Annotated in this window: 22 protein-coding genes and 3 pseudogenes; 12 read left to right on the top strand and 13 right to left on the bottom strand. The window is 74.6% G+C overall.

Features of this window, described 5'->3' with window-relative positions; translation table 11 throughout:
- Nucleotides 1–25 precede the first annotated feature (25 nt).
- Together O7626_RS20800 and O7626_RS20805 are read right to left on the bottom strand one after the other, a co-directional pair.
- Nucleotides 26–802 (bottom strand): DUF6042 family protein, encoded by a 777-nt coding sequence (locus tag O7626_RS20800; protein WP_278062810.1) that lies wholly within the window; start codon nucleotides 800–802, stop codon nucleotides 26–28.
- A 112-nt stretch (nucleotides 803–914) separates the two neighbouring features.
- Nucleotides 915–2,432: a glycoside hydrolase family 3 N-terminal domain-containing protein gene (locus O7626_RS20805; protein ID WP_278062811.1), complete on the bottom strand. Its 1,518-nt coding sequence runs from the start codon at nucleotides 2,430–2,432 to the stop codon at nucleotides 915–917.
- A 161-nt stretch (nucleotides 2,433–2,593) separates the two neighbouring features.
- Between O7626_RS20805 and O7626_RS20810 the strand changes: the two genes are divergently transcribed.
- From O7626_RS20810 to O7626_RS20825, 4 genes are all read left to right on the top strand, one after another.
- Complete coding sequence (locus O7626_RS20810) at nucleotides 2,594–2,764, top strand: hypothetical protein (protein ID WP_278062812.1); 171 nt, start codon at nucleotides 2,594–2,596, stop codon at nucleotides 2,762–2,764.
- Nucleotides 2,765–3,000: 236 nt separating this feature from the next.
- Nucleotides 3,001–3,837, top strand: coding sequence for a serine protease (locus O7626_RS20815; RefSeq protein ID WP_278062813.1), 837 nt, complete (start codon nucleotides 3,001–3,003; stop codon nucleotides 3,835–3,837).
- 228 nt (nucleotides 3,838–4,065) lie between these two features.
- A complete protein-coding gene (locus tag O7626_RS20820; RefSeq protein WP_278062814.1) occupies nucleotides 4,066–5,757 on the top strand; it encodes a RecQ family ATP-dependent DNA helicase in 1,692 nt (563 codons plus the stop codon).
- A 134-nt stretch (nucleotides 5,758–5,891) separates the two neighbouring features.
- Nucleotides 5,892–6,398: a hypothetical protein gene (locus tag O7626_RS20825; protein ID WP_278062815.1), complete on the top strand. Its 507-nt coding sequence runs from the start codon at nucleotides 5,892–5,894 to the stop codon at nucleotides 6,396–6,398.
- A gap of 123 nt (nucleotides 6,399–6,521) precedes the next feature.
- Here the strand turns inward: O7626_RS20825 and O7626_RS20830 are convergent, their stop codons facing one another.
- The 8 genes and pseudogenes from O7626_RS20830 to O7626_RS20865 all read right to left on the bottom strand — a co-directional run.
- Nucleotides 6,522–7,502, bottom strand: a complete 981-nt coding sequence (locus O7626_RS20830) for a DNA topoisomerase IB (RefSeq protein WP_278062816.1) — start codon at nucleotides 7,500–7,502, stop codon at nucleotides 6,522–6,524.
- Between the two features lie 250 nt (nucleotides 7,503–7,752).
- Nucleotides 7,753–8,565, bottom strand: a pseudogene (locus O7626_RS20835) (glycosyltransferase family 9 protein); the annotation flags it as partial.
- The gene (locus O7626_RS20840; RefSeq protein ID WP_278066239.1) at nucleotides 8,562–9,230 is read right to left on the bottom strand and encodes an SDR family oxidoreductase; all 669 of its coding nucleotides are present in this window, start codon (nucleotides 9,228–9,230) and stop codon (nucleotides 8,562–8,564) included. The pseudogene O7626_RS20835 and the gene O7626_RS20840, both read right to left, overlap by 4 nt.
- Before the next feature lie 224 nt (nucleotides 9,231–9,454).
- Nucleotides 9,455–11,149, bottom strand: coding sequence for a PfkB family carbohydrate kinase (locus O7626_RS20845; protein ID WP_278062817.1), 1,695 nt, complete (start codon nucleotides 11,147–11,149; stop codon nucleotides 9,455–9,457).
- On the bottom strand, nucleotides 11,146–11,952 hold the full coding sequence (locus O7626_RS20850) for an SIS domain-containing protein (RefSeq protein ID WP_278062818.1): 807 nt from the start codon (nucleotides 11,950–11,952) through the stop codon (nucleotides 11,146–11,148). Before O7626_RS20850 ends, O7626_RS20845 begins: the two co-directional genes overlap by 4 nt.
- Nucleotides 11,949–13,169 carry a glycosyltransferase gene (locus O7626_RS20855; protein ID WP_278062819.1) on the bottom strand — a complete coding sequence of 407 codons (1,221 nt, stop codon included), beginning with the start codon at nucleotides 13,167–13,169 and terminating at the stop codon, nucleotides 11,949–11,951. The genes O7626_RS20850 and O7626_RS20855 overlap by 4 nt, the downstream gene beginning before the upstream one ends.
- Complete coding sequence (locus tag O7626_RS20860) at nucleotides 13,154–14,131, bottom strand: glycosyltransferase (RefSeq protein ID WP_278062820.1); 978 nt, start codon at nucleotides 14,129–14,131, stop codon at nucleotides 13,154–13,156. The genes O7626_RS20855 and O7626_RS20860 overlap by 16 nt, the downstream gene beginning before the upstream one ends.
- A 224-nt stretch (nucleotides 14,132–14,355) precedes the next feature.
- Nucleotides 14,356–15,918, bottom strand: a pseudogene (locus tag O7626_RS20865) (HAD-IIIA family hydrolase); the annotation flags it as partial.
- 412 nt (nucleotides 15,919–16,330) lie between these two features.
- On the opposite strand from O7626_RS20865, the pseudogene O7626_RS20870 reads away from it, so the two are divergent.
- Together O7626_RS20870 and O7626_RS20875 are read left to right on the top strand one after the other, a co-directional pair.
- Nucleotides 16,331–17,095, top strand: a pseudogene (locus tag O7626_RS20870) (polyprenol monophosphomannose synthase); the annotation flags it as partial.
- Between the two features lie 9 nt (nucleotides 17,096–17,104).
- Entirely contained in the window at nucleotides 17,105–17,671 is a 567-nt protein-coding gene (locus tag O7626_RS20875) for a DUF4573 domain-containing protein (protein WP_278066240.1), read from the top strand.
- Nucleotides 17,672–17,699: 28 nt separating this feature from the next.
- Here the strand turns inward: O7626_RS20875 and O7626_RS20880 are convergent, their stop codons facing one another.
- A complete protein-coding gene (locus O7626_RS20880; RefSeq protein WP_278062821.1) occupies nucleotides 17,700–19,301 on the bottom strand; it encodes an NAD(P)/FAD-dependent oxidoreductase in 1,602 nt (533 codons plus the stop codon).
- A 152-nt stretch (nucleotides 19,302–19,453) separates the two neighbouring features.
- Between O7626_RS20880 and O7626_RS20885 the strand changes: the two genes are divergently transcribed.
- Nucleotides 19,454–20,893, top strand: a complete 1,440-nt coding sequence (locus O7626_RS20885) for an aldehyde dehydrogenase family protein (RefSeq protein WP_278062822.1) — start codon at nucleotides 19,454–19,456, stop codon at nucleotides 20,891–20,893.
- An 89-nt stretch (nucleotides 20,894–20,982) separates the two neighbouring features.
- Here the strand turns inward: O7626_RS20885 and O7626_RS20890 are convergent, their stop codons facing one another.
- Nucleotides 20,983–21,408: a ChaB family protein gene (locus tag O7626_RS20890; RefSeq protein ID WP_278062823.1), complete on the bottom strand. Its 426-nt coding sequence runs from the start codon at nucleotides 21,406–21,408 to the stop codon at nucleotides 20,983–20,985.
- Nucleotides 21,409–21,661: 253 nt separating this feature from the next.
- On the opposite strand from O7626_RS20890, the gene O7626_RS20895 reads away from it, so the two are divergent.
- The 4 genes from O7626_RS20895 (at nucleotide 21,662) to O7626_RS20910 (ending at nucleotide 24,049) form a co-directional block, all read left to right on the top strand.
- Nucleotides 21,662–22,642: a YihY/virulence factor BrkB family protein gene (locus tag O7626_RS20895; protein WP_278062824.1), complete on the top strand. Its 981-nt coding sequence runs from the start codon at nucleotides 21,662–21,664 to the stop codon at nucleotides 22,640–22,642.
- 64 nt (nucleotides 22,643–22,706) lie between these two features.
- A complete protein-coding gene (locus O7626_RS20900) occupies nucleotides 22,707–23,117 on the top strand; it encodes a DUF2795 domain-containing protein (RefSeq protein ID WP_278062825.1) in 411 nt (136 codons plus the stop codon).
- A gap of 98 nt (nucleotides 23,118–23,215) precedes the next feature.
- A complete protein-coding gene (locus O7626_RS20905) occupies nucleotides 23,216–23,677 on the top strand; it encodes an SRPBCC family protein (protein ID WP_278062826.1) in 462 nt (153 codons plus the stop codon).
- Nucleotides 23,678–23,788: 111 nt separating this feature from the next.
- Entirely contained in the window at nucleotides 23,789–24,049 is a 261-nt protein-coding gene (locus tag O7626_RS20910) for a hypothetical protein (RefSeq protein WP_278062827.1), read from the top strand.
- Between the two features lie 149 nt (nucleotides 24,050–24,198).
- Here the strand turns inward: O7626_RS20910 and O7626_RS20915 are convergent, their stop codons facing one another.
- Entirely contained in the window at nucleotides 24,199–25,416 is a 1,218-nt protein-coding gene (locus O7626_RS20915) for an MFS transporter (protein ID WP_278062828.1), read from the bottom strand.
- Between the two features lie 224 nt (nucleotides 25,417–25,640).
- On the opposite strand from O7626_RS20915, the gene O7626_RS20920 reads away from it, so the two are divergent.
- The gene (locus O7626_RS20920) at nucleotides 25,641–25,853 is read left to right on the top strand and encodes a hypothetical protein (RefSeq protein ID WP_278062829.1); all 213 of its coding nucleotides are present in this window, start codon (nucleotides 25,641–25,643) and stop codon (nucleotides 25,851–25,853) included.
- Nucleotides 25,854–25,870 lie beyond the last annotated feature (17 nt).

Consider the following 25,870-nt stretch of genomic DNA (forward strand, 5'->3'; position numbering starts at 1 on the left):
CCGTCCCCCCTGCGCCGGACGGCGGTCAGATCGCGTGTTCCGGGGCGGGTAGTTCGGTGAACGGGAAGCGGAGCCGGAAGTCGGGCCAGGGCACGCTGAGCCGCAGCCGGTCGCCGGCCCGGCCGGCGTCGATGCCCAGCTCGGCGATCTGGCCGAGGTCCGCGAGCGAGCGCCGGGCCTGCTCCTCGGTGACGCCGGCCGCACCGGCCAGGCTGGTCAGGCTGGTGCTGACCACCCGACGCCGCCAGCGCCGCCGGGTCCGCTGGGCCAGCCGCCGGATCGCGATCGCCACAAGTACGGCCTGGTCGTCCCGCTGGGCCCGAGCCTCCAGATCCCGCTCCTCCGCCGAGAGCGGCAGCACCTCCAGCGGGTCGCGGTCCAGCCGGGGCACCACCCACGGATCGCCCCCGTCGACCTCGGTCAGCTCGAAGAGGCCGAACGCCGCCAGGCAGAGCAGCAGCTCGCCGACGGTGTGCGGGACCGGCACCTCCCGCCGCCGGCACATCTCGGCGAACAGCTCGATCCGGGTGGCCCGGACCCGGACCATCCAGGCGTAGTGCTGCCGGGCGTGCAGCTCGGCGTCCTCGGCGTCGCGACCGTCCCGACGCCGCCGGGCGCGGTCCACCCACTCGTCCACGCTGCCGGGGTCACACCACGCCGAACCGTCCCAGGGGACTGTCGTCGACCAGGCCGACCGGCGGAACCCGGAACTCCCGGGCACGACGGTGAGGTAGACGAAGGCGCAGGGTAGCCACCTGATCCAGGACGGGGTGAGGGCGGCCCGCTGCCAGCGAGGGGTCACCGGACGAACGATACCGCGACTCGCCGTGAACGTGGGGGCACCCTTGGTGACAGTCGTGGTACTGATCGGCGGCAGTCTGCGACAGTCCGGTCAGGACTGAATCAGGACTGGATCAGGACCGACCGGCCAGCACCTCGGCGACGGCCCGGCCGGCTGCCCGGGTGGCGCCGTAGCTGGCCAGGTGGACCCGGCCGGCGACCAGCTCCGGCACGCCGAGTTCCACCACCGCCGCGTCCGGGCGCTCGGCCAGGATCCGGCGTACCGCCGCCGTCATCCAGGCGTGTCGGTGCAGGTCACGGACCACAAGTACGAGTGGCCGGCCGGCCGCCCCGGCCAGCGCGCCGGCCGGCGGCGCATGGTCGGCGGCCAGGTCGGCGGCGGCGAGTCGCACGGTCGTGGTGCCCGGTAGCAGTGCGGACAGCGGCCCGCCCACCCCCCACGGCGTCTCGGCGCCGATCGCGATGTTCCGGGGCGGCTCGAACTCCAGCACGTGGGCCGGGCCGGTCAGCGGCAGCACGGCCGGGCCGGTGCCGTCGGTGCGCCGGACCGCCCGGCGCGCTGCCGCCAGCCCCAGCACCGAGCCGTCCGGCCCGGCGGGTGTCCACCGGGCACCCTGGCCCCGGGCGGCGGTGCTCCAGGCGGCCAGCAGGCCGACCCGCTTGGCCGCCTCGACCAGCCGCTCCTCCGGAAGCACCCCGGAGAGGACCGCGTCGACGATCGCGTCGCGCAGCCGCAGGGCGTCCGCCTCGTCGGCGTGCTCGCCGCCGACACAGATCGCGTCGGCCCCGGCGACCAGCGCCCGGACCGTCGCCCCGGCGAGGCCGTACCGGTCGGCGACCGCGCGCATCTCGATGGCGTCGGTGACCACCACGCCCTGGAAGCCCAGTTCCTCGCGGAGCAGGTCGGTCAGCACCCGCCGGCTCAGCGTCGCCGGCCACTCCTCGTCGATCGCCGGGACCAGCAGGTGGCCGGTCATCACCGCCTGCACCCCGGCGTCGATCGCCGCCCGGAACGGCGGCAACTCGCAGGCGTCGAGGCGGGCCCGGGAGACCGCGATCCGGGGTACGTCGAGGTGCGAGTCGACGCTGGTGTCCCCGTGCCCGGGAAAGTGCTTGGCGCAGGCGGCGACCCCGGCCGACTGGAGGCCGCGTACCCAGGCGGCGGTGTGCCGGGCGACCAGCCCCGGCTCGGCGCCGAAGGACCGTACGCCGATCACCGGGTTGTCGGGGTTGGCGTTCACGTCCGCGTCCGGGGCGTAGTTCAGCGCGAGGCCGGCGGCGGCCAGTTCGGCGCCGAGGTCGCGGGCGACCGCCTCGGTCAGCCCGGTGTCGTCGACCGCACCGAGGGCCAGGTTGCCGGGTCGGGAGCTGCCCAGCCGGGACTCCAACCGGGTGACGTCGCCGGCCTCCTCGTCGATCGCCACCAGCACGTCCGGCCGTTCCGCCCGCATCGCGGCGGTGAGCGCGGTGACCTGCTCGGCGTCGACCACGTTGCGGGCGAACAGCACCACCCCGCCGAGCCCTTCGCCGAGCCACCGGCGCACCCAGTCAGGTGGCCGGGTGGTGCCGACGAAGCCGGGCTGGAGCACCGCCGCCGCCAGGCTGGCCAGGTTGTCCGTCGTTCCGCTCATCCGGCCGGTTCCCCCCGTATCTACAGTGCACAGCCGCCACCTGTGACAGCGGCGGGTGCTGCCATGGTCACACCCGTCCAGCAAATAGTCAATAAACCTTCCTATTAACCGGAACGGCGTCGGTCTGGGAGATCGCCGGGGTTCCGTGCGACAGTGCTGGAATGCAGTCCAGCATCCCGGAGGCCGGGCCGCGGCTCACCGAGCTGCCGTACCGCCTGCTCGCCGCCGAGGAGACGAGCTGGTTCGACATCCCCGGCGTGCAGATCGTGGGCGCCATCCTCGGCACCGTGCTGCTGGTCGCCGCACTGCGGTCGATGTTCGGCCGCCGGTAGACAACCGACCGGCGACCACTGGCCCAGGTACGGCGACAACGCCGGAGCCTCCACGTCCTTGCGGGGAGAGATCGCCAGGCGGGGGCCGGGCCGCGTCTCCGCGGCCCCACCGACTCCAGAGAGGACCACCTGCCGGACACGACTGCGTGCGGACCGGGGCGTCCACGGACCGGAAGCCGGGAAGATCACTCCCGAAACCGAATTGTAGGCGACTTTGCCTAGGCTCATCGTCCGGTGTGGCCAGCCGGCCATACCGACTGGAATTATTAGGGGACGTGATGACGAGACGGCTTTTGCGCACCGCTCTGACGCTGGCGGCAACGACCGCGCTGGCGCTGACGGGCGTAGGGACAGCGTCGGCTGACACGAGGATCATCGGTGGCGACTCGCCCACCGAGACCTACCGGTTCGCGGTCTCGTTGCAGTACAAGGACCAGGGCACGCGGCCCAGCCCGCACCGGTGTGGTGGCGCGTTGATCAATCCGGAGTGGGTACTGACCGCGGCACACTGTGTCGCGGGTCGACTTCCGGCCGACTTCAAGGTCAGCGTCGGCTCAAACGACTACCTGGGCGGTACCGTTCACGAGATCGCCGAGTTCGTCGTACACCCGAACTGGGGTGCGGGGCTCGCGGCAATGGGCGACATCGCGCTGATCCGCCTGATGAGTCCGTCGAACGCGCCGACGATCACGGTGTCGTCCGACCCGGCGCCGGGCACTTCGGTACGGACGATCGGTTGGGGGTTCACGGTCGACGGGGACGCCACGTCGATCCCCCGCCAGCTGCGCCAGCTCGACACGAAAATGCTCCCGTACGCCGACTGCCTGTGGGGCGACGAATACCAGGCCACCCCCGGGGACCTGTGCGTGGCGCGGGGCAAGAACGGCACCGCCGGAGCCTGCAGCGGTGACTCCGGCAGCCCGCTGCTGTACCGGACGGCAACCGGCTGGGGCGTGGTTGGCGTGACCAGCCGCAGTGGCGGCGAGACTGGCTGCCTGAACACGCCTAAGGTTTACACCAGCGCCGCGCACTACTGGTCGTGGGTCCGGGTCACCATCGCCCACGCCGGCTGACGGCACAGCCCGGATATCAGGAGATTCGCCCGGGCACGGGGGCACTCGTCGGCCGAGTGCCCCCGTGCCATATCCGGCTCGTCGCCGACAACCCGCTGCACCTCGGGCGTTCGCCGACCCTGGCACCTGCGGCCAAGGCGGAGATCCGGGTGATCCGCGAGGTCGACGCTCGAACGCCGGCACAGCCGCCGTTTCGGAGCGGGATCCTCGGGGTACCTCCGGCGACCGATGAAACTGCCACCCCTGCACGCCAGCCGGCTCCGCCGTGCCGCAAGGCACCGCTTCGGCTGGCGCTCGCTGCGCCCCGAACAGCTCACCGCGATGCGAGCGGTGATGCGCGGCCGGGACGCCCTCGTCATCCTGCCGACCGGGGCCGGAAAGTCGGCCGTCTACCAGGTCCCGGCGACGCTGTTGACCGGACCGACGGTGGTGATCTCGCCACTGCTGGCCCTCCAGCAGGACCAGATCGCCGCGCTCGACGACCGTGGCCGGCCGGAGCTGCGCGCCGTACGGATCAGCTCGGCGGAGAGCGCCGGCCAGCAGGCCGCCGCGCTGGACGACGTCCGGTCCGGCCGGGCCCGGTTCCTGTTCACCACCCCGGAGCAGCTCAGCAACCCGGAACGGCTGGCCGAGGTACGCGCCCTGCGTCCGGCGCTGGTCGCGGTCGACGAGGCGCACTGCATCTCCGCCTGGGGACACGACTTCCGCCCCGACTACCTGGCGCTCGGACACCTGATCCGCGAACTGGGTCGCCCGCCGGTGGTCGCACTGACCGCCACCGCCTCGCCACCGGTCCGGGACGACATCGTCGAGCGACTCGGCCTGCGCAAGCCCAAACTGGTGGTCTCCGGGCTGGACCGGGCCAACCTCTTCCTGGAGGTGGCGAACTGCGCCACCGAGGACTACCGGTGGCGGCGGCTGATCGCTCTGCTCCGCGCCGAGTCCCGCCCCGGGATCGTCTACGTGCCGACCCGCCGGGCCGCCGAGGAACTCGCCGAGCGGCTGACCGCCGCCGACTTCCCGGCGAAGTACTACCACGGCGGGATGCCGGCCGGCGCCCGTGAGGAACTGCACGAGGACTTCCTGGCCGACCGGGTACCGATCATGGTGGCGACCTCGGCGTTCGGGATGGGTATCGACAAGCCGAACATCCGCTGGGTGGTACACATGGCCCTGCCGGACGCGCCGGACAGCTATCTCCAGGAGATCGGCCGGGCCGGCCGGGCCGGCGAGCCGGGCCGCGCGCTGCTGCTCTGGCGGGCCGAGGACGTCGGGCTGCGCCGGTACTTCACCGGCGGCGCCCCGGACACCGAGGAGCTGCGCGACCTCGCCGCGCTGCTCCGGGACGGGCCGACCACCCGGACGGCACTGCGCGAACGGACCGGGCTCGGCGCCCGCAAGCTCGGCCAGCTCCTCGCCCTGCTGGAACAGGTCGGCGCCGCCGACACCCGACCGGACAACCGCCTCGGCAGCCCCCGCTACGCCCCGAAGCCCGTCGACGCGGCCAGCGCCGCGCTGGCCGAGGCGGAACGGCAGCAGACGGTGCAGCGGTCGCGCACCGACATGATGCGGGCGTTCGCCGAGACCCGGAGCTGCCGGGGGCAGTTCCTGCTGGCGTACTTCGGCGAGCGGCTGGCGAAGCCGTGCGGGCACTGCGACAACTGCCACGCCGGGCTGCCAGAGCGCACGGCCTCCGGCGGCAAGCGGGGCACCACCGGCCGCCGGGGCAGCCGTGCCGCACCCAGGGCCGAGGAGCCGTTCCCGGTGCACAGCGCGGTCCGGCACACCGAGTGGGGCTCCGGAATGGTGCTCAGCTACGAGGGCGACCGGATGACCGTGCTCTTCGACGAGGTGGGCTACAAGACCCTCTCGGTGCCGGTGGTCCGCGAGCAGGGCCTGCTGGAGCCGGTCGAGGACTGACCTAGGGTGTCCCGGGGTACGGGTCACCGCAGGCCAGCGGAAGCTTCGCCGACGCCCGTACGGCGATTCGGTTTGCCCTCGGTCACGCCGTGCCGTGGGATGTGATGGATTGTAATCAGTGGAGGGAGGTTGCCGTGACCGAGCAACCGCTGTACGCGAGCGAGTTCGGATTCTCCGACGACGAGTGGGGACTGCTCGTCGGTCTGCCGCAGTCGGTGCTGACCGCGGCCAGCGCCGCCGAGTCGGACGGCGGCCGCCGGACCCGGTCGGAGAACGCCGCCGGGCTGGAGAGCATCGCCGCCGGGCGGGAGTCGGCCAGCCCGCTTGTCGCCGCCGTCGCCGGCGAACTGATCACCCGGATCGGTGACCCGGAGGTCGGCGAGGAACTGCCGGCGATCGAACCCGACGACCCGAAGGCGTACATCGCCGACGTGCTGCAACGAGCCGGGGCGGCGTCGAAGCTGCTCTCCGGCCGGGTCTCCGAGGGCGAGGCCGGTGCGTACCGGCACTGGCTGCTCACCATCGCCGAGCACGTGGTGACCGCCGCGTCGACCGGCGGGGTGCTCGGGCTCGGCGGCGACGAGGTGACCGAGTCGGAGCGCCGGTTCCGCGACGAGCTGTCCCACGTACTCAACGACTGACACCGCACCCGCACGCGGCACGCCCCCGTACCGCCACCCGGCCGGTGCGGGGGCGTAGTGCGTACTGCGGGTGTCGGGTCGGTCAGGGGCGGACGGGCGGGGGCGCGAGCGGGGGCGGAGACGTCAGCGGGCGAGCAGGGCGAGGACGGCGCGTTCGGCGTCGGCGTCGGTGCTGTCCGGGGGCAGTTCGGCGACCGTGCCGTTCTGGTAGAGGTCGAGCAGCCGCGGGTCCACGTACGAGGCGCGGGCCACCGCAGGGGTGTTGCCGAGCCGGCCCGAGACCCGGCGCATCGCCTCGGCCACCACCCGGCGGCGGGCGGTCACCGACGACTGCGGCCCGGCCTCGGCGAGCGCCCGGCACGCCCACAGCGTCGCGTGCCAGGTGCGGAAGTCCTTCGCCGTCATCTCGCCCCCGCTGGCCGTCCGCAGATAGTCGTTCACCTCGTCGCTGCGTACGTCCCGCCAGCTCCGGCCGTCCCAGTAGCCGAACAGCCGCTGGGCGGCACGCCGGCGCCGACGCAGTTCCCGCAGCACCCGGCACGCCTCGGCGTCGTCGACCCGGAGCACCTGCTCGATGCCGCCCTTGGCCGGGAACTCGAAGACCACCGCGCCCTGCCGGGTACGGGTGTGCTCGGGCCGGAGCGTGGCCACCCCGTACGTCGGGTCGTCGCCGGCCGCGTACTGGTCGCTGCCGATCCGGAAGGCGCCCATGTCGAGCAGCCGGGCCACGGTCGCCAGTACCCGGGGCCGGCGCAGTCCCCGCCCGGCCAGGTCGTCCCGGACCCGCTCGCGCAGCACCGGCAGCCGGACGGCGACCTCCAGCACGTGGTCGAACTTCGCCTGGTCCCGCCGGAGCCGCCAGGTCGGGTGGTAGAGATACTGCCGCCGGCCGGCCGCGTCGACGCCGACCGCCTGGATGTGCCCGGCCGGATGCGGGCAGATCCAGACGTCCTTCCAGGCGGGCGGGATCACCAGTTCGCGGAGCCGGGTCAGCTCGTCCCGGTCCCGGATCGGCTGTCCCCGGGTGTCCAGGAAGACCACGCCCCGGCCGTGCCGGCGCCGGCCGTAGCCTGGGGCGGACAGATCGCTACGCCGCAGCCGCACGGCGGTCCCGCCCCTCCCGCCCGAGCCGGTCGACCTCGTCCGCCGCCGCCAGCACCTCGTCCACCCCGATCGCGGCCAGCGCCGGATGGATCGGGACGGCGTCCTCCGACCCGGGATTCCGGGCTTCCGCCGACCCGGGATTCCGGGCTTCCGCCGACCGGCGACTTCCGGTGGGCACCGACCCGAAGCGTCCGGCAGGCACCGGCCCGGGACTTCCGGCGGGCACCGGCGGCGGGTTCGTGGCCCGGTGCAGGACCCGGTGCCAGGGCCGGTCCGGCGGCGGACCCCAGAGCTGCGGCGGCACCGGCCCGAACAGCACCACCGACGGCGTCCGGTACGCGGTGGCCAGGTGCGCGACTCCGGTGTCCGTACTCAGCACCAGGCGGGCGTGTGCGACCACGGCGGCCAGCTCGACCAGGCTGAGCCGGCCCGCCAGGACCGCCGTGTTCGGCAGTCCGGCCCCGGTCACCACCCGCCGCACCAGGTCCCGCTCGTCCGGTGAGCCGGTCACCACCACCCGGTGCCCGGCCCCGCTCAGCTCCCGGGCCAGTGCGGCGAACCGCCCCGCCGACCAGCGGCGCTCGGTACCCTTGCCGCCCGGGTGCAGCACCGTCGCCCCGACCGGCACCTGCCGGGGCGCCGGGCGACGCAGGTCCAGGTCGTCCGGGTCGCACTCGACGCCGTACCAGCCGAGCAGGCGGCACCAGCGGCGCACCTCGTGTTCCTCGGCGCGCCAGTACGGGCCGTCGAGGTGGCCGGCCTCGGCACAGTGGTAGCCGCAGAGCCGTTCCGGCCCGGCGGCGGCGAGCAGCCGGTGCGACTCTGGACCCCGGCCGTGCAGGTTGACCGCCCAGTACGGTGCCGGCCCGGTCCAGTGGACCGGGTCCAGCCCGTCGGTCGGCCGGACGTCGTCGACGTCGCCGACCAGCTCCACCAGCGGGGTGAGCCAGTCCGGGGCGGCCACCGTCAGGGTGTGCTCCGGGAACGCGGCGCGCAGCCCGCGCAGCGCCGGCACCGCCGTCGCGAGGTCACCCACACCGAGTGCCCGCAGGACCAGGATCACGGATAGGACGTCTCCCGGTCGGCGCAGACCACCATCTCCCGGATCGCGCATCCGGGCGGCTGGCACAGCGCGAAGAGTACGGCCTCGGCGACGTGCGCCGGATCGTTGAGTACGGCGTCGGTGCCCGGCCGGTACTGCGGGTCGCGCTCGTCGAAGAAAGCGGTACGCATCCCGCCCGGCACCAGCAGGGTCACCCCGACCGTCCCGGCGAGTTCGGCGGCGAGTGCCCGGGTGAAGCCGACCACCCCGAACTTGGCCGCGCAGTACGCGGTGGCGTCCCCGACCGCCTTCACTCCGAGGGTCGAGGCGACGGTGACCACCGTGCCGCCCGACCGTTCCAGGTAGGGCAGCGCGGCCCGGATCACCGCGGCGGTGGCCAGCAGGTCGACGGTGACCACCCGTTCCCAGGTCTCCGCCGGCACCTCGGCCAGCCGTCCCGGCACGTCGATCCCGGCGGCGGTGACCACCCCGGCGAGTCCGCCGGCCTGCTCGGCGAGCTGTCGGACGGCCGCCTCGGCGGCCCGGGTGTCGGACAGGTCACAGGCCAGCCACGGTACGGGGGCGGCCGGCGGCTGCCGGTCCAGCACGATCGGTCGACCGCCGGAGTTGCCGATCGCGGCGACCACCGCCGCGCCGAGCCCGCTGGACCCGCCGCTGACCAGCACCGCCCCGCCGGACCCGCCGGACCCGCCGGGACCCGCCCCGCCGGACCCGCCGGGACCCGCCCCGAGGGGCTCGTTGGGGTCGGCGCTGCCGAATCCACCGGGTCCCGCCCCGCCGAAACTCCCGGGACCCGCTCCGCCGGACCCGCCGACACCCGCCCCGCCGGCCGGTGTGCCGTCGGCGGGGCGGGGGGCCAGCGCGCCGCCGGCCCCGTCGAGGCCGCCGCTCACCGGGTCCGTCCTACCGGTCCGCGGCCGGTGCGGGCGGCGGCGATCATGCCGGTGGTGGAGCGCCCGTCCAGGTAGGGCACCACCACGGTGTGCCCGCCCCAGCGGTGCATGATTTCCGCCTCCGGCAGCTCCGGCCCGTCGGCACCGGTGCCGTAGTCGCCGCCCTTGACCCAGATGTCCGGCCGCAGCCAGGAGAGCGCGGCGTGCGGGGTCGACTCGTCGAAGACGACCACCGCGTCCACGCAGCCGAGCGCGGCCAGCAGCCGGGCCCGGTCGGCGTGCCGGACCAGTGGCCGGTCCGGGCCCTTGAGCCCGGCCACGCTCTCGTCGGAGTTGACGCAGACCACCAGGCAGTCGCCGAGCTGGCGGGCCGCCTCCAGGGTGGCGACGTGCCCGGCGTGCAGCAGGTCGAAGCAGCCGCCGGTGGCCACCACCGTGCCGCCGGCCGCCCGGACCCGGGCGACCACCTCACCGGCGGCCCGGGGACCGATCCGGTCGCTCCAGTCCACCGCCGTGATCGGCACGGTGTCGGTGTGCCGGGCGTTCCCGGGGCGGCGGCGCACCGGACCGGGCCGCCCGCCCCCGACCGGGCCGCCCGGAGCCGCCTGCCCGGCGGGCCGACCGCCCAACCCCGACTGCCCGGCGGGCCGAGAGCCTGCGGCGGCCCCGGTGTCCGGAACCGGCCGGGTCTCCTCCGGCGTCGGGTCGGGCACCCGTGCGGCCGCCGGCGCGTCGACAGCCGACCGCGCGTCGACAGCCGGCCGACCGTCCACAGCCGACCGCGCGCGCCGGGCCGGAGCGGCGGGTACGGCGCTGGCCACCCCGCCGGCCGCCACGTACTCCGACGCCTCGGCGACGGCGTGCTGTACCGCCTCGGAGACCAGTGCCCCGCCGGCCAGCGCCACCGTGGCGGTGGCGGCGAACCGGTCGCCGGCACCGCAGGTGTCCCCGTCGGCGCAGGTCGGCGACGGCACCGCCAGCGGCGTCGAGCCGGCGTGACAGAGCAGCGCGCCCTCGCCGCCCATCGTCACCACCACCGCGCCGACCCGCCAGCGCTGCCGCAGCGCCTGGGCGTACCGGGCGGCGCTGGCCAGCCGCGAGCCGCCGGTCGCCAGCCCGGCGAGTTCCCTGGCCTCCACCTCGTTCGGGGTGGCCAACCGGACGCCGGGCACCGCCGCCGGGCCGCGCGGGTGCGGATCCCAGACGATCGGGGCGACGGTGCCGGCCAGTGCCGCCCGCAGGGCCGGAAGCCGCGCCACCCCCCGGCCGTAGTCGCTGACCAGGATCCCGGCCGCCCCGGCGAGCAGGTCGAGTACGGCGTCGCTCGGCTCGCCCGGTGAGCCGGCCGGTCCACCCCGGTCGTGCCGGAGCAGCACCCGGCCCCGGGTACGCAGCCGGATCTTCTCCGGGGTCGCCCCGGGCAGCGGCAGCCCGTACACCTGCACCCCGGCGGCGGTGAGCAGGTGGCTGAGCCGGGCGCCTCCCTCGTCGTCGGCGAGCGCGGTGACCAGGGCGACGTCGTATCCCCGCCCGGCGGCGAAGAGTGCGGCCAGGCCCGCCCCGCCCGGCCGGTCGAGACAGTTGTTCTCATCCAGCACCGGCACCGGCGAGTCCGGGCAGAGCCGGTTCACCACACCCTCCACGTCCCGGTCGAGCAGCGTGTCGCCGACGACGACGATGGTCCCGGTCACGGCACCTCCTCGGGTCCGCCCGGCCGGAGCGTCCCCGGCACCCGCAGCACCAGCTCATCCTCCACCCCGGACGGGCCGGACTCGGCCAGCCCGGCGCCGACCAGGCCGGGGGCGACCTGACCGCCGCCGGCCAGCCCGGGGCCGACCGGGTGGGCCGGTGCGGCACCGGCCGACGCCGCCGCCCGGGCCACCGCCGAGGCCGGGCCGGCATCACTGGCCGGGTTGAACGGCACCGGCAGGAACGCGTCGACGTAGCCGCAGAGCACGTGCGCCGAGACCAGGTGCAGCTCCTGCACCACCTGGCTGTCCGGGCAGGGTACGGCGAGCACCTCCGTGCAGGCGTCGGCCAGCGGGTTCGGCGTCGGGCCGGTGAACGCCCAGCAGCGCATCCCCAGCTCCCGGCCGGCGCGGGCCGCCCGGACCAGGTTGGCGCTACGCCCGCTGGTGGAGAGCAGCAGCAGTACGTCGTCGGGGCGGCCGTGCGCGCGTACCTGCCGGGCGAAGACCTCGTCGAAGCCGTAGTCGTTGCCGATCGCGGTAAGCGAGGAGGTCTCGGCGCAGAGCGCGATCGCCGACAGCGGGGCCCGGTCGTCGCGCAGCTTGCCGACCAGCTCGGCGGCGAGGTGCTGCGCCTCGGCGGCACTGCCACCGTTGCCGGCGACCAGGATCCGGCCGCCACCGGCGAGCAGCCGGGCCAGTTCGTCACCCCAGCGGGCCAGCCGGGCGGCGGCGGTCCGGTACGGCAGCAGCGCCGAGGCGAGCCCGGCCAGGTGGCTGTCCAGCAGTTCCATCGACACGCTCATCCGGCGACCACCCCGCTCGGCCGGCGCACCTCGCTGACCGCCGCGTAGACAGCGGCGATCTGGTCGGCGGTACGCGCCCAGGAGTACCAGCGGCGGGCCCGGTCCAGTGCGGCGGCGGCGTACCCGTACCGGCGTACCCGGTCGGCGAGCAGGTTCCGGACGGCGGTGCCGAGCGCCTCGGGGTCACGGGGCGGCACCAGGTCACCGGTGCGCCCGTCCGCCACCGTGTCGGTGAGCCCGCCGACGGCGGTGCCGACCACCGGTACCCCGCAGGCCATCGCCTCCAGCGGGGTCAGCCCGAACGGCTCGTACCAGGGTGCGGCGACCAGCACGTCCGCCGACCGGTACCAGTAGGGCATCTCCTCGCGGGGCACGGCGCCGATCAGGCGTACCCGGTCGGCGACCCCGACCTCGTCGGCGAGCGCGCGCAGCCGGCGGACCTGGGGGTCGACGTCGACCTCGCCGGCCGGCGGACCGCCGACCACCACGCACTCGGCATCCGGGATCGTCGGCATCGCCCGGATCACGTCCTGGTAGCCCTTCCGCTCGACCAGCCGGCCGACGGTGAGGATCCGGGGCCGGCCCGGCACCCGGGGCACCGCCGGCCCGTCCGGCGAGAAGGTCGTGTCGTTCACCCCGGACGGGATCACCGTCATCCTGCCCTGCGGCACGCCCATCCGGACCAGCTCCCGGACCTCGTCCTGACTCTGCGCGATCACCCGGTCGACCGCCCGGCCCAGCGCCCGCTCGTAGCCGACCCGGCGGGCCGGGCTGGTGTCGGCGGCGCCCTGGTGCCGCCGCTTCACCGTGCCGAGCGCGTGGTACGTCTGCACCACCGGGATCCCGCACTGCCGGCCGGCGGCGATCCCGGCCAGCCCGCTCATCCAGAAGTGCGCGTGCGCGACGTCCGGCACCCACTCGTCGCCGCGCCAGCGCGCCACCAGCCACCTGCTGAAATCCTTCATGTACGGCAGCAGCTCGTCCTTGGCGATCGGCTCCGCCGGCCCGGCCGGTACGTGCACCACCTCCACCCCGGCACGCAGCCGGACGGTCTCCGGGGCGTCCGGGCTGTCCCGCCGGGTGTAGACCCGCACCTCGTGGCCGGCCTCGGCGAGTGCGGCGGAGAGTTCGGCGACGTGCGTGTTCTGCCCACCGGCGTCCTCGCCGCCGAGCACCGCGAGCGGGCTGGCGTGCTCGGAGATCATCGCGACGCGCATAGTTCCTCCTCCAGCAACCGGTCCCAGTCGGTCAGGAACCGGTCCAGGCCGTACCGGGCCTGCGCGACCTCGCGGGCCCGCCCGCCGAGCCGGCGGGCGCTGTCGGGCTCCCGCACGAGTTGCCGGGTGGCCGCCAGCAGGGTGTCGAGCCGGGTGGAGAGCACACCCGCGTCCGGCGGCACCGCCTCGACCGCCTCGGTGGCCCCGAGCACCACCACCGGCATGCCCATCGCCATCGCCTCGACCAGGCTCAGCCCCAGCGACGTCCACCGGCACAGGTGCAGGTACGCCCGCCGCCGGGCGATCTCGGCCTGCATCCGCCCCTGCGGCAGGTCGTCGTAGACGGCCAGCCGGTCGGCGGGCAGTCCGAGCCGGTCGGGCAGCCCGGCCACCCCCATGCCGAAGACGTCCAGCGGGGCGATCTCGGCGAACTGCGGCAGCAGGTCGGTGCCGGTGACCCGCCAGCGGCGTACCGGCTCGTTGACCACCACCGCCAGCCGGTCGAGTTCGCCGGTGTAGCTGGCGGTCGGTGCCACGATGCCGTGCTCGACGACTGTGGTCCGGGTGCCGCCGGTGTCCCAGTACAGCCCGTTGAAGTGCGTGACGTGCGCGATCAGCAGGTCGTCCCGGTCGGCCAGCGGGTGCCGGCTGTTCGGCACGTCGCCCTGCTTCGGGGTGTTGTGCTCGACGAAGACCGCCGGCAGGTCCCGGCCGACCCGCCGGCCGGTCCACTCGGCGACCAGGTCGATCTCCTCGGGCCGTTGCAGGATCACCAGGTCGACGTCGGCGCCGGCCAACTCCTCCGGGGTCACCTCGTCGACCGTGTCCGGCCACTGGTAGGTGCGCGCCCGGCCCAGCCCGTACGGGCCACGGTCCGGGGTCACCGGGACGAGGTAGCGGTGCTTGCCGTGCACGAAGGCGGTGGTCCAGGAGCCGTGCACGTGCCAGAGCAGGATGTTCACCGCCGCACCTCCTCCGCCCCGGCCAGCGCCGCCGCCACCGGTCGCACCGGTCCGGCAAACGGTCCCGCCGGTTCCGGAGCCGTTTGCGAAGCCGGCTCCGAGGCCGTTCGCGTGGCCGGCTCCGGGGTCGTTCGCGGGGCCGGCTCCGGGGTCGTTCCCGTGGCCGGCTCCGGGGTCGTTCCCGTGGCCGGCTCCGGGGTCGTTGCCGGCGGCACCGTGCGGGTGCCGAGCAGGCGGACCGCGTCGACCACCTCCTGCGGGTCGATGCCGGACAGGCACGGGTGCCCGGGTACCGGACAGGCGGTGGCCCGGGTGTGCCGGCAGCCGGCGACGGCGGCGCCGAGGCGTACCGCCGGCACCCGGAACGGCCCCCACTGTCCGAACGGGACGGTCGGGGCGAAGAGGCTCACCACCGGTACGCCGAGTGCGGCGGCCAGGTGCGCCGGGCCGGTGTTGCCGACGACCAGGCAGTCCGCCCGGGCGATGATCATGGCGAGCCGGGTCAACGAGGTCTGCCCGCCGAGGTCGATCCCGGTACGCCCGGCGACCCGGGCGGTGAGCGTCCGCTCCCCGGGGCCGCCGGTCACCACCACCCGGTGCCCGGCACCGGTCAGCGCCGCCACGATCTCGGCACAGAGTTCGGGCGGGCAGGCCCGGGCCGGCACCGACGAGCCGGGATGCAGCACCACGTACCCCCGATCGGGCAGGTCGCCGCCGCCAGCTGCGGTACCCGTCCCGGGGCGCAGCCGCAGCACCGGCTCGTCCTCCGGCGGCAGCACGAAGCCGGCCGCCGCCGCCAGCGACAGCGCCCGCTCCGTCTCGGGTATCCCCGCCGGTACCCGGTGCCGCACGTCGAGCAGCGAGCCCGGGTAGTCCGGGCTGATCGCCGAGATCCGACCCACCCCGGCCATCCGGAGCACCAGGGCGAGCGGCAGCGCGGACTGGTGGAACGAGGTGAACAGCACCGCCTCCTCGGCACCGGTGGCGGCAAGCCGGGCGGTCAGCCGGTCGATCCCGGCCCGGTCGACCGGCTCGGGTTCCGGGTCGATCCAGGGCAGCCGGCACTCGACCAGCTCGTCGACCCCGGGCAGCAGTTCGGCGGCGGCCCGGCCACGCGGCCCGCAAAGCAGCACCACCCGGTCGGCGCCGGCCGCGACCGCCCGGATCGCCGGGCCGGTCACCAGCACGTCGCCGGCCGAGTCCGGCCGGGCCACCAGTACGCACCGGGGACGCCGTCGGGGCCGGTCCGGAGCCGGTCCGCCGCCGGTGGCGCGGTGCCGGCGCAGGATCAGGTCGACCGCGCCGCCCAGGTCACCGGCGACCGCCGGGGCGGCGGCCACCTCCTCCGGCCGGGTCGCCGGGGTGGGCACCAGTACCGCACCGGCTCCGGCCGCGCCGGCCGCGGTCATGTCCGCCCCGATGTCGCCGACGAGTACGCAGCGGGTCGGCTCGGTGCCGAGTGCGCGGGCGGCCGCCAGGACCATGCCGGGCGCGGGCTTGCGGCAGCGGCAGCCCTGCGCGCCGGGGGCCGGTTCGGCGTGCGGGCAGACCTGCCAGGTGTCGAACGGCCCCAGAAGCTCGTCGACCCGGGCGTTGACCCGGGCCAGATCGGCGGAACTGAACCGGCCGCGGGCCACCCCGGACTGGTTCGTCACCACCCCCAACCGCAGCCCCGCCGCGCGGAGCCGGTCGAGCGCCTCCCGGACCCCCGGCATCGGCCGGACCAGCCTCGGATCCCCGTTGTACGGCACGTCGTACACCAGGGTGCCGTCCCGGTCGAAAAGCACCGCGTCGAAGAGCCCGGTCCTGACCCACGCCCCGGCCGGGCCACCGTGCGGTGCCCCTGACCTGCACTGATGCGGGTCGACCCGGTCGTTGCGCACGGCGGCGGGTTCCCGGGAGCAGTAGGAGTAAACATCAGCTCCGCCGGCCGGACGGGCACGCCGGATCCCTCCGGCGTCCCCCCGTCCGACCGGCGGTCCGCTGGCGTTCGTCGTCGCCACCGCGCATACCCCGGGCGGGTCGCCGCTATCCAGCGCCGAACCGTTACCCAGTCGCCGGCGCCGGCTTATTCGGCCACCGGCAGGGCGTCGGCCGAGGTACGGGTCGGTTTACCCCCTCCGGCCCGTGTTGTGGCCCGCGCGCTGCGTCAAGTTAGGCTTTGCCCCTGACCGCTGTCGGCCAACCGAGGATGCCCCGATGATCGAACCCGTACAGCTGCCCTCTCCCTGGCGGGACGTTCGCCTGACCGTCGTCGTGCCCACCTACAACGAGGCGGGGAACCTTCCGGCGCTGGTCGAGCGGTTGCTCGCGCTGCCGCTGCCCGGGCTGCGGATCCTGGTCGCCGACGACAACTCCCCGGACGGCACCGGCGAGGTGGCCGACAAGCTCGCCATCGAGCACCCGGAGCGGATCCAGGTGGTGCACCGGGCGGGCAAGGAGGGGCTCGGACGGGCGTACGTCGACGGGATGAGCCGGGCGCTGGAGGCCGGTGCGGAGTACGTGGCGCAGATGGACGCGGACCTGTCCCACCCGCCGGAGGCATTGCCCGGGATGCTCGGTTCGCTGCTGTCCACCCAGGCCGGTGTGGTGATCGGCTCCCGGTACGTCCCCGGCGGGCAGCTCGACGAGGCATGGCCGCTCTATCGCCGGGCGCTCAGCGGCTGGGCCAACTTCTACGTGCACACCCTGCTCCAGGTGCGGATCCGGGACCTCACCGCCGGCTTCAAGATCTGGCGGGCGGACGCACTGCGCGACATCGGCCTGCACCGGGTGCAGTCCAACGGGTACAGCTTCCAGGTCGAGATGCACTATCTGGCGACCAAGCTCGGCCACACCATCCTGGAGGTGCCGATCCGGTTCCAGGAGCGCCTGGACGGCGAGTCGAAGATGACCACCGCGACCAAGATCGAAAGCGCGCTGATGCCGTTCAAGCTGCGCGGCCGGCACCGTAACATCGCCCGGTCCACCGAGATCCCCGCTCCGGACGAGGCCCCGGCCTCCGCCGAACTCCCGGCACCGCCGGAGCCCTCCCGCGCACCGCAGTCCATCGAGCCGACCGAGCCGGCCGGGGTGACCGAGCCGGCCGAGCCGACCGAGCCGGCCGGGGTGACCGAGCCGGCCGAGCCGGTCGGGACGACCGAGCCGACCAAGGCGGTCGAGACGACCGAGCCGACCAAGGCGGTCGAGACGACCGAGCCGACCAAGGCGGTCGAGACGACCGAGCCGGCCAAGGCGGTCGAGACGACCGAGCCGGCCAAGGCGGTCGAGACGACCGAGCCGGCCGGGGTGACCGAGCCGGCCAAGGCGGTCGGGGCGACGGAGCCGGGCGCGGTCACCGAGCTGGTCACGGCCGTCGAACCGGCCACGACCGGCACGACCACGGAAGTGGTGGAGCCGGTCGAGCCGTCGGAGCCGGTCAAGATCGTGGAGCGGGCCGGGGCGACCGGAGCCACCCGCGCCGGAAAGGCGACCGGCGCGGCGACGCCGGCCAAGCGCAAGCGGCGCGGGACAAGCGCAAGCGGCGCGGGCCAGGCGTGAACCACGGCGTGCGCCGGGGCGTACCCGTTCAGGCGTAGACGGCGCGTTGTGCCCGGCCGACCAGGGCGGCGTAGGCCCGGCCGGTCACGGCACGGTCCCGGGCCAGCGCCGCCCGTGCGGCGTTCGCCCCGGGGCCGCCGTGCACACCGGCGCCGGGGTGCGCGGAGGCGCCGGCCAGGAACAGCCGGTCGACCGGGGTGTCCGCCCGGCCGAGGCCGGGCACCGGGCGCAGGAAGAGCTGCTGGTACGCGGCAGAGGTGCCGCCGCCCACCGCGCCGCCGACCAGGCTCGGGTTCCCCGCCGACAGTTCGGCCGGCCCGGCGACGTGCCGGGCCCGGACCAGCGCGCCGAAGCCCGGGGCGGCCCGTTCCAGCACCGCCTCGATCCGCTCGACGTGCGCCGCGACCTCCTCGGCCCGCCAGTCCCGCCGGAACGGCAGGTGGGTGTAGGCCCAGAACGACTCGGTGCCCGCCGGTGAGCGGCCCGGGTCCGCCACCGTCATCTGTCCGGCCAGCACGAACGGGTCGGCCGGCAGCTCGCCCCGGTGCAGCTCGGCCGCGTACCGCCGCAGGTCGGCGAGGTCGCCGCCGAGGTGCACGGTGCCGGCGCCGGCCACCGCCGGATCCCGCCACGGGACCGGCCCGGCCAGCGCCCAGTCCACTTTGACCGTCGAGCCGTCCCAGCGGAAGTGGGCCAGGTCCGCCACCAGCCGGGGCGGCAGCCGATCGGCGCCGACCAGGTCGAGAAAGAGCGAGGGCGCCGGCACGTCGGCCAGCACCGCCCGACGGGCCCGCCACAGCAGGCCGTCGGCCGAGCGCACCCCCACGGCCCGGTTCCGGGCCACCAGGACCCGGTCGACCGGGGTACCGGTGCGCAGCCGGCCGCCCCGCTCGCGCAGCCGGGCCAGCAGCGCGTCGGTGATCCGCTGCGCCCCGCCGACCGGTACCGGCCAGCCCACCTGCTGGCCCAGCATGGCGAGCAGCCAGCCGTAGACGCCGGAACCCGGCTCGTCCGGGGCGAGGTCGGTGTGCAGGGCACAGCCGGTGAGCAGGGCCGGGCCGCCCGAGCCGGTGAAGAGTTCCGCCCCGAGCCGGGAACTCGGCAGCACCAGCCGGCGGGCCAGCCGCAGCAGCCCGGCGGTACGCAGCCGGCGGGCGAGCGCCAGTCCGCCGCGTACCGGCGGGAACGGGCTGAAGAGCGCGTCGAGCAGCGGCGCCGAGATCTGCCGCCACTGGGCGTACGCGTCGAGCCACCGCTGCCCGTCCCCGGCGCCGAACCGCGCCACAGAGGCGGCGGTGACCTCGGGGTCGCGGTTGAGCAGCACGGCGCCGCCGTCCGCGAACAGGTGCGCCAGCACGTCCGGCGCGTGCCGCCAGGCGAGCCCGTAGCCGTCGAGCCGGAGCCGGCGCAGCACCGGCGAGGCGTGGCCGAGCGGGTAGAACGCGCTGTAGAGGTCGCTGAGATAGCCGGGGGCGGTCACCTCGGCCGACCGGACCGCCCCGCCCGGTGCGCCGGTCGCCTCCAGCACCAGCACGTCCCAACCGGCGTCCGCGAGCAGGTTCGCCGCGACCAGGCCGTTGTGCCCGGCCCCGACGACGACCGCGTCGGCGGTCTCCCCCAGCGCCGTCACCCGAGCACCCTATCCCGGTCCGCCCGGCCGCGGGTGCAAGGAAGGGCCCCCGCTACAACAGAAAACGATAAGCGGGGGCCCTTCCTTGCAAGGGCTGCGGACGGTCTTACCGGGATAGTTTGGAGCGCTCGGACCGGGGCAAACTGCCCGCCATGTACCAGGTGCAGCAACTCATCGGCGGGGTGTGGGACGGCAGCGGCGACGCGGGCTGGCTGACCGTGGTCGATCCGGCGGACGGTACCCCGGTCAGCAGGGTCCCGGTGGCCACCGACGCCGAGGTCGAGTCGGCCGTCAAGGCGGCCAGGGCGGTGGCCCCCGGCTGGGCGCGAATGGCACCCGCCGAGCGGGCCGAGGCGCTGCGCCGGGCCGCCGACACGATCGAGGCGAACGCCGACCGGCTCGCCGAGGCGGAGACCGCCGAGATGGGCCGACCGCTGGCCGCCGCCCGCAGTGGTATCCAGGCAGGTGTCTCGACGCTGCGCCAGTACGCCGAACTCGCTCCGGTCCGGGGCGGCCGCAGCCTGGCCGGTGGCGCGGACGCGATCGACCTGATGGTGCCCCAGCCGCGTGGCGTCGTCGCCGCCATCACCCCGTGGAACGACCCGGTCTCGGTCTCCTGCGGCCTGCTCGGCGCGGCCCTGGCCACCGGGAACACCGTGGTCTACAAGCCGAGCGAGCGGAGTACGGCCAGCGGCTGGCTGCTCGCCCGGCTGCTCGACGAGCACCTGCCGGCCGGCGTGCTGTCGATGCTGACCGGTGACGCCCCGGTCGGTGCGACGCTGGCCGGGCAGGAGATCGACGTGGTCGCGCACGTCGGCTCGACCGCCACCGGCCGGTCGATCGCCGCCGCCTGCGCCCGCTCCGGCGCCAAGGCGCTGCTGGAGAACGGCGGCAGCGACCCGCTGATCGTCGACGCCGACGTGGACCCGCGCTGGGCTGCCGAACAGGCTGCCATCGGCGCCTTCGCAAACGCCGGCCAGCTCTGCGTCTCGGTGGAGCGGATCTACGTACTCCGGCCGGTGGCGTCCAGGTTCCTCGCCGGTCTGGTCGAGCGGGCCGAGGCGCTGCGTCTGGGGCCGGGTCGGGACCCGCTCAGCGAGGTCGGGCCGCTTGTCGACCGGCGGCAGCGCGACCACGTGCACGGGCAGGTCGGCGCGGCGGTCGCGGCCGGGGCGAGCCTGCTCACCGGGGGCAGCGTCCCGGACGGACCCGGTTCCTTCTATCCGCCGACGGTGCTCGCCGAGTGCACCGACGAGATGGCGGTGATGTGGGAGGAGACCTTCGGCCCGGTGGCGCCGGTGATGGTGGTCGACTCGTTCGACGAGGCGCTGTCCAGGGCGTCGCACTCGCCGTACGGGCTGGCGGCGACGGTACTCACCGGGTCGATGAACCACGCCCAGCGGGCCTGGCGGGAACTGCCGGTCGGGACGGTCAAGATCAATGCCGTCTTCGGCGGTGCCCCGGGCGGCGCCGCCGAGCCCCGGGGCGGCAGCGGTCAGGGCTTCGGGTACGGCCCGGAGCTGCTGGACGAACTCTCCGCGACGAAGGTGGTTCACATCGAGGGGCCGGGCGGCGAGGGCGGCAGGTGGTGAGCCCCCGCCACACCGCCCACGCCCGACCCGACGGCCGCTGACCCGACGGTCACCGACCCGACTGGTGCCGGCCCGACGGAGCTGGCAGGTCAGCGAGGACGGTTCCGGCCCTTGTCCCTGGTCCGGGACGCGGTGGTCTTCCGGTTGTTCGCCTTCTGGATCGCGTCGACCAGTTCGGCCTTGGTCATCCGGGACCGCCCCTTGATGTCGAGCCGCCTCGCCACCTCCGTCAGGTGCTCCTTCGGGGCGTTGGCGTCGACGCCACCCGCGGTCGGTGCCCGCCGGGCCGGCCCGCCGCCGGCCGCCTGCTGGTCGCTCGGGCCCTTGCGCCCCTTCGGCTCCCAGTGGTCGCCGACCTTCTCGAACGAGTGCTTGACGGCGGCGAAGGCGGTCCGGTGCGACCGTTGCCCCTCGCCGTACGTCTCGACCGCCGAGTCGTGGGTCTTCGCCCAGGTGTCCTGAGCCTTCTGCGGCGAGCGTCGCAGGGTACTGGGCAGAACCTCTCGTCCGGGCATGATCTTCCTCCTCCGCATCGTTGGCGCTCTTCCCAGGTCCCGGTTCCCCGAGCCGTCCAGGCTGCGGTTTCCCGGACCGTCCAGGGTCCGGTTTCCCGGGCCGGCGCCGGCAAACCCGACCGGCTCGCGGTGCCGGCGTTTGTCCAGACGCGGCCCTGGGTACCGGGCAGCCCAGCCCAGCCGAGAAACACCCAGCCCTGCCCAGCCGGGACACGGGAGCAGGCGCGGCTGGTCCCGCCGAAAGGGGACGAGCATGGCGTCGACCACCGAACCGGTCCCGGCGGTTCGCCGGCCCGACCGCCGCCTCCCCGGGCGCCTGCGCCAGCTGCGCTGGTCGACCTGGCGGCGCGTACTGGTCCGCAGCGTCACCAACTTCGTGACCGACAACTGCGCCGACTGGGCCGCCGCGCTGACCTACTACGGAGTGCTTGCCCTCTTCCCGTCCGTGATCGTGATCGTCGCGCTGGTCGGCCTGGTCTCGAACGGGGAGGAGACCATCGACACCATCGCCGGCCTGGCCAAGGAGATCGGCGCCGGTTCGGTCGTGGCCAACGACGCCATGCTGGGCGTACTGCGGGACGTGGTCGACAACCAGGGATCGGCGAAGGTGCTGCTCGGCTTCGGCGTACTGGCCGCGCTCTGGTCGGCCTCCGGTTACGTCGGCGCGTTCACCCGGGCCTCCAACGCCATCTACGGAGTCGCCGAAGGGCGGCCGTTCTACCTGCTCCGCCCGTTGCAGCTCGGGCTGACCGCGATCGCGCTGGTGCTGCTCGCGGTGGTCGCCACCGGACTGATCGTGAGCGGCCCGGTCGCCGACGCGGTCGGCGACCGGCTGGGGCTCGGCGACGCGCCGCGGACGGCCTGGTCGGTCGCCAAGTGGCCGGTCCTGGTCGGCATCATGATGCTGCTGCTCTCGCTGCTGTTCTGGATCGCCCCGAACGTGCGGCAGCCCCGGTTCCGCTGGCTCACCGTCGGCGGTGCGGTCGCCCTGGTGTCCTGGGCCGTCGTCTCGGTCGGCTTCGGCTTCTACGTCTCCCGGTTCAACTCCTACGACGCCACCACGTACGGCAGCCTCGGCGCCGTGATCGCCTTCCTGGTCTGGCTCTACCTCTCCAACTGTGCCGTGATGCTCGGCGTGGAGATCAATGCCGAGGTGCAGCGCGGCCGGGCCCGCCAGGGCGGTGCCGAGGAGCCGGTGCAGCCCGCGCTGCCGCCGAAGACACCGGCGAGCTGACCCGTTCCGGGTACGAACCCGACGACGCCGTTTAGCACGATTTCCCTCGGGTAGCGCAATAGACATGGAACGTGGGAACAGCAAGCACGGTCCCCGGCTGGACGAGCAGATGGACCGGGAGGTGCAGGGCGCCGTGCAGGGCGCCGTCGGTGGCCGCGCCGAGGAGTGGCGCGACCCCGAACCGGCCGGCGAGGACCAACCCGGCCTGACCAGGGCGCCCGGCAACGACACCCGCTCCGGTGCGCCACAGGGCATGACCTCGGAGGAGGTCGAGCAGCGGAGCCGGCTGGGCCGGTTCATCCCGCTCTCCGCCCTGCCGGGCGACCGGGACGGCCTGCGCCGCAGCGCCGAGGAGAACGAGGCCCCGGACGACATCCTCGCCGAGTTGGACCGGCTTCCCCCGGGTACCCAGTTCCAGACCGTCTCCGAGGTGTGGGCCGCGCTCGGGCACGCGAACGAGACACAGCGCTGGTGAACGGAACACGGCGCTGCTGAACGGGACGACCCGCCGGCGCAGTGGCCAGACCGACCAGCAGGGGCCAGACGTAGACCGATCGACAAGGAGGATGCCAGATGAGTGGCGTGACCAAGTCCGTCGACGTGGCGGTGCCGATCCGGACCGCGTACGACCAGTGGACCCAGTTCGAGGACTTTCCGCAGTTCATGGAGGGTGTCGAGGAGGTCCGGCAGATCTCCGACACGATGACGCACTGGAAGGTCGATATCGCCGGGGTCAACCGGGAGTTCGACGCCCGGATCACCGAGCAGCTGCCCGACGAGCGGGTGGCCTGGACCTCGACCGACGGCACCCGGCAGGCCGGTGTGGTCACCTTCCACCGGATCGACGAGAACCACACCCGGGTCACCGCGCAGATGGAGTTCGAGCCGCAGGGGATCGCCGAGAAGGCCGGCGACAAGCTCGGCGTGGTGGACCGGCGGGTCGCCGGTGACCTGAACCGGTTCAAGGAGTTCATCGAGCGCCGGGGTGCCGAGACCGGCGCCTGGCGCGGCTCGGTCGCCCGGCCGCAGCCGTAGCCCGGTCCGGGACAGCACGACACGGCGGTGGCCGTCGGCAGGGGTACGCCCCGGCCGGCGGCCACCGCCGTCGGCGTTTGCCCGTCGGGTGGGCCGGGTAGGGCAACCGACATGACCGACAGGGATAGCCACGTCTGGCGTGACGAGGAGCGGTTGCCGCTGCGCGACCTCGAGGAGGCGATGGGCACCTCGACGCCCGACGGGCAGGTCGACGACGTCACCGGCAACGACGCGGGCGCCGAGTCGGCGTTCGGGCACGGCGCGGAACCGGACGACCCCGACCAGCCGTCCGGCGAGGACCAGGCGGCGCAGCGCACCGACGACCAGCGCCGGTACCGGCCGTCGACAACCGGACGCAACGGCCCGCACTGAACGGCCGGCCGGTACGGGACGCGGCGTCCGCGCGGTGCCGTGGTCCCGTGCTCGGGCCGGACGACTGCTCGTCGAGGCCGGTGCCTGCTCGTCGAGGCCGGTGCCTGCTCGTGGGGGTCTGGCGGAGTGCGGGTCAGGCGGAGTGCGGGTCAGGCGGTCGGGGCGGGCAGTCGGCCGGCCCGGCGGCTGGACGCCCAGTAGAGCCCGATCATGGCCAGGGAGAGCAGCAGCAGTGCCGGTCCGAGCACCGCGACCGAGGTACGCCCGATCAGCACCCCGATCGCGCCCGGGATGATCGCCCCGCCCAACCCGGACGCCCCGATCTGCAACCCGATGGTGCGGTCCGCGTGCTGCTGCCCGACCCGTTCGGCGGTGCTGAGAGTGAGCAGCGGGAAGACCGCCGCCGCACCGAATCCGACGACGGCCAGCCCGGAGACCGCCAGCCAGCCCGGTCCGGGTACGGCCACCAGCGCCGAGCCGAACGCCATCGCGTACATGCTGCCGAGCAGGACCGTGCGGCTGCCGAGCCGCTCGGCGACGAACCCCTGCACCACCCGACCGACGAAGAGGCTGCCCCAGTAGAGCGAGACGCAGAGGCCGGCGACGGTGGGACTGATCCCGCGGTCCTCGGTGAGCAGCAGGAACGCCCAGAGGCCGGCGGCCACCTCGATCGCCACGTAGACCGCGAAGGTGAGCGCGCCGAACCAGACCGCCGGCAGGGCCAGGGTGGCAGCGATCCGGACCGGCCCGGCCGGAACCGCCGGCGCATCCGTCGACTCGCCGGCATCGGGGACCCGGCGGCGCTTCCAGGTCCGTACGGTGAACACGAAGGCCAGCGCCAGCCCGGCCTGGGCGGCGGCGACGATGCCGTACCCCCAGCGCCAGCCCAGCCCGACGCCGAGCACGGTGGTCATCACCAGCGGCCCGATGGCGACACCGAGGCCGAAGCAGGCGTGCATCCAGTTCATCTGGCGCGGCCCGAAGGTCCCGGCGGCGTACGCGTTCAGCCCGGCGTCGATGGCGCCCGAGCCGAGGCCGAGCAGCAGCGCGCAGCCCACCATGACCGGCAGAATCGGTGCCGTGGCGTAGCCGGCGAGGGCCAGGCTGGCCAGCGCGGTGCTGCCGGCCAGCAGCCAGCCGACGCCGATCCGGGCGATGCTGAACCCGGCCACCACGCTGGAGACGAGATAGCCGACCGTTCCCGAGGTGAGCAGCAGTCCGACCGCCTCGGTCGGCACCCGCAAGTCGACGCTGACGGATGGCCAGCCGACGCCGAGCAGGCCGTCGGGGAGCCCGAGACTGACGAAGGCCAGATAGGCCAGCACGAGTACGGCGAGACCCGTCCGGTGGCGGGAGGCGGTCGACACGAGCGTCGACTATGCCGGACCGGCCGACGGTTTGGCCACGCCGGGACACCCACCCGGAGCGGGCCACCCAAACCGGGACCGAACGAGCTACCCGAACCGGGACCGAACGAGCCGGCCGACCCGGGACCGAACGAGCCGATGGAGCTGGGACCAACCGGACACGTACCCCGAATTCGTCCGAACGGACGACCGGCGAGCGACGTTCGCCGGGGCAGAATTTCGGAATGCGTCAGGCTCCTGGTTTCCTCTCCGTCCGTCAGCGTCGCATCGCGTGGCTCGCCTTCCTGCTCACCGCGGTGCAGGCGCCGGTCTCCGCCCGGCTGGTCGACGACGGATCCTGGTTGTTCAGCCTCTGCGTCTCGCTGATGGTCGCCACCGTGATCCTGGCCGACGACGCCTCGCGGCGGCGTCCGGTGGACGCGGGTTCGCTGGAGTAGCCGCCCCGCCGGGATCG

The sequence above is a fragment of the Micromonospora sp. WMMD1102 genome (assembly GCF_029626265.1).
In the GTDB taxonomy this organism is placed as follows: domain Bacteria; phylum Actinomycetota; class Actinomycetes; order Mycobacteriales; family Micromonosporaceae; genus Plantactinospora.

Bases quoted from the DNA above. Each gene is read 5' to 3' on its own strand.
- O7626_RS20805 (WP_278062811.1), bottom strand. From the start codon at position 2,432: ATGAGCGGAACGACGGACAACCTGGCCAGCCTGGCGGCGGCGGTGCTC.
- O7626_RS20810 (WP_278062812.1), top strand. From the start codon at position 2,594: ATGCAGTCCAGCATCCCGGAGGCCGGGCCGCGGCTCACCGAGCTGCCG.
- O7626_RS20820 (WP_278062814.1), top strand. From the start codon at position 4,066: ATGAAACTGCCACCCCTGCACGCCAGCCGGCTCCGCCGTGCCGCAAGG.
- O7626_RS20850 (WP_278062818.1), bottom strand. From the start codon at position 11,952: ATGAGCGTGTCGATGGAACTGCTGGACAGCCACCTGGCCGGGCTCGCC.
- O7626_RS20855 (WP_278062819.1), bottom strand. From the start codon at position 13,169: ATGCGCGTCGCGATGATCTCCGAGCACGCCAGCCCGCTCGCGGTGCTC.
- O7626_RS20885 (WP_278062822.1), top strand. From the start codon at position 19,454: ATGTACCAGGTGCAGCAACTCATCGGCGGGGTGTGGGACGGCAGCGGC.
- O7626_RS20890 (WP_278062823.1), bottom strand. From the start codon at position 21,408: ATGCCCGGACGAGAGGTTCTGCCCAGTACCCTGCGACGCTCGCCGCAG.
- O7626_RS20895 (WP_278062824.1), top strand. From the start codon at position 21,662: ATGGCGTCGACCACCGAACCGGTCCCGGCGGTTCGCCGGCCCGACCGC.
- O7626_RS20900 (WP_278062825.1), top strand. From the start codon at position 22,707: ATGGAACGTGGGAACAGCAAGCACGGTCCCCGGCTGGACGAGCAGATG.
- O7626_RS20905 (WP_278062826.1), top strand. From the start codon at position 23,216: ATGAGTGGCGTGACCAAGTCCGTCGACGTGGCGGTGCCGATCCGGACC.
- O7626_RS20910 (WP_278062827.1), top strand. From the start codon at position 23,789: ATGACCGACAGGGATAGCCACGTCTGGCGTGACGAGGAGCGGTTGCCG.
- O7626_RS20920 (WP_278062829.1), top strand. From the start codon at position 25,641: ATGCGTCAGGCTCCTGGTTTCCTCTCCGTCCGTCAGCGTCGCATCGCG.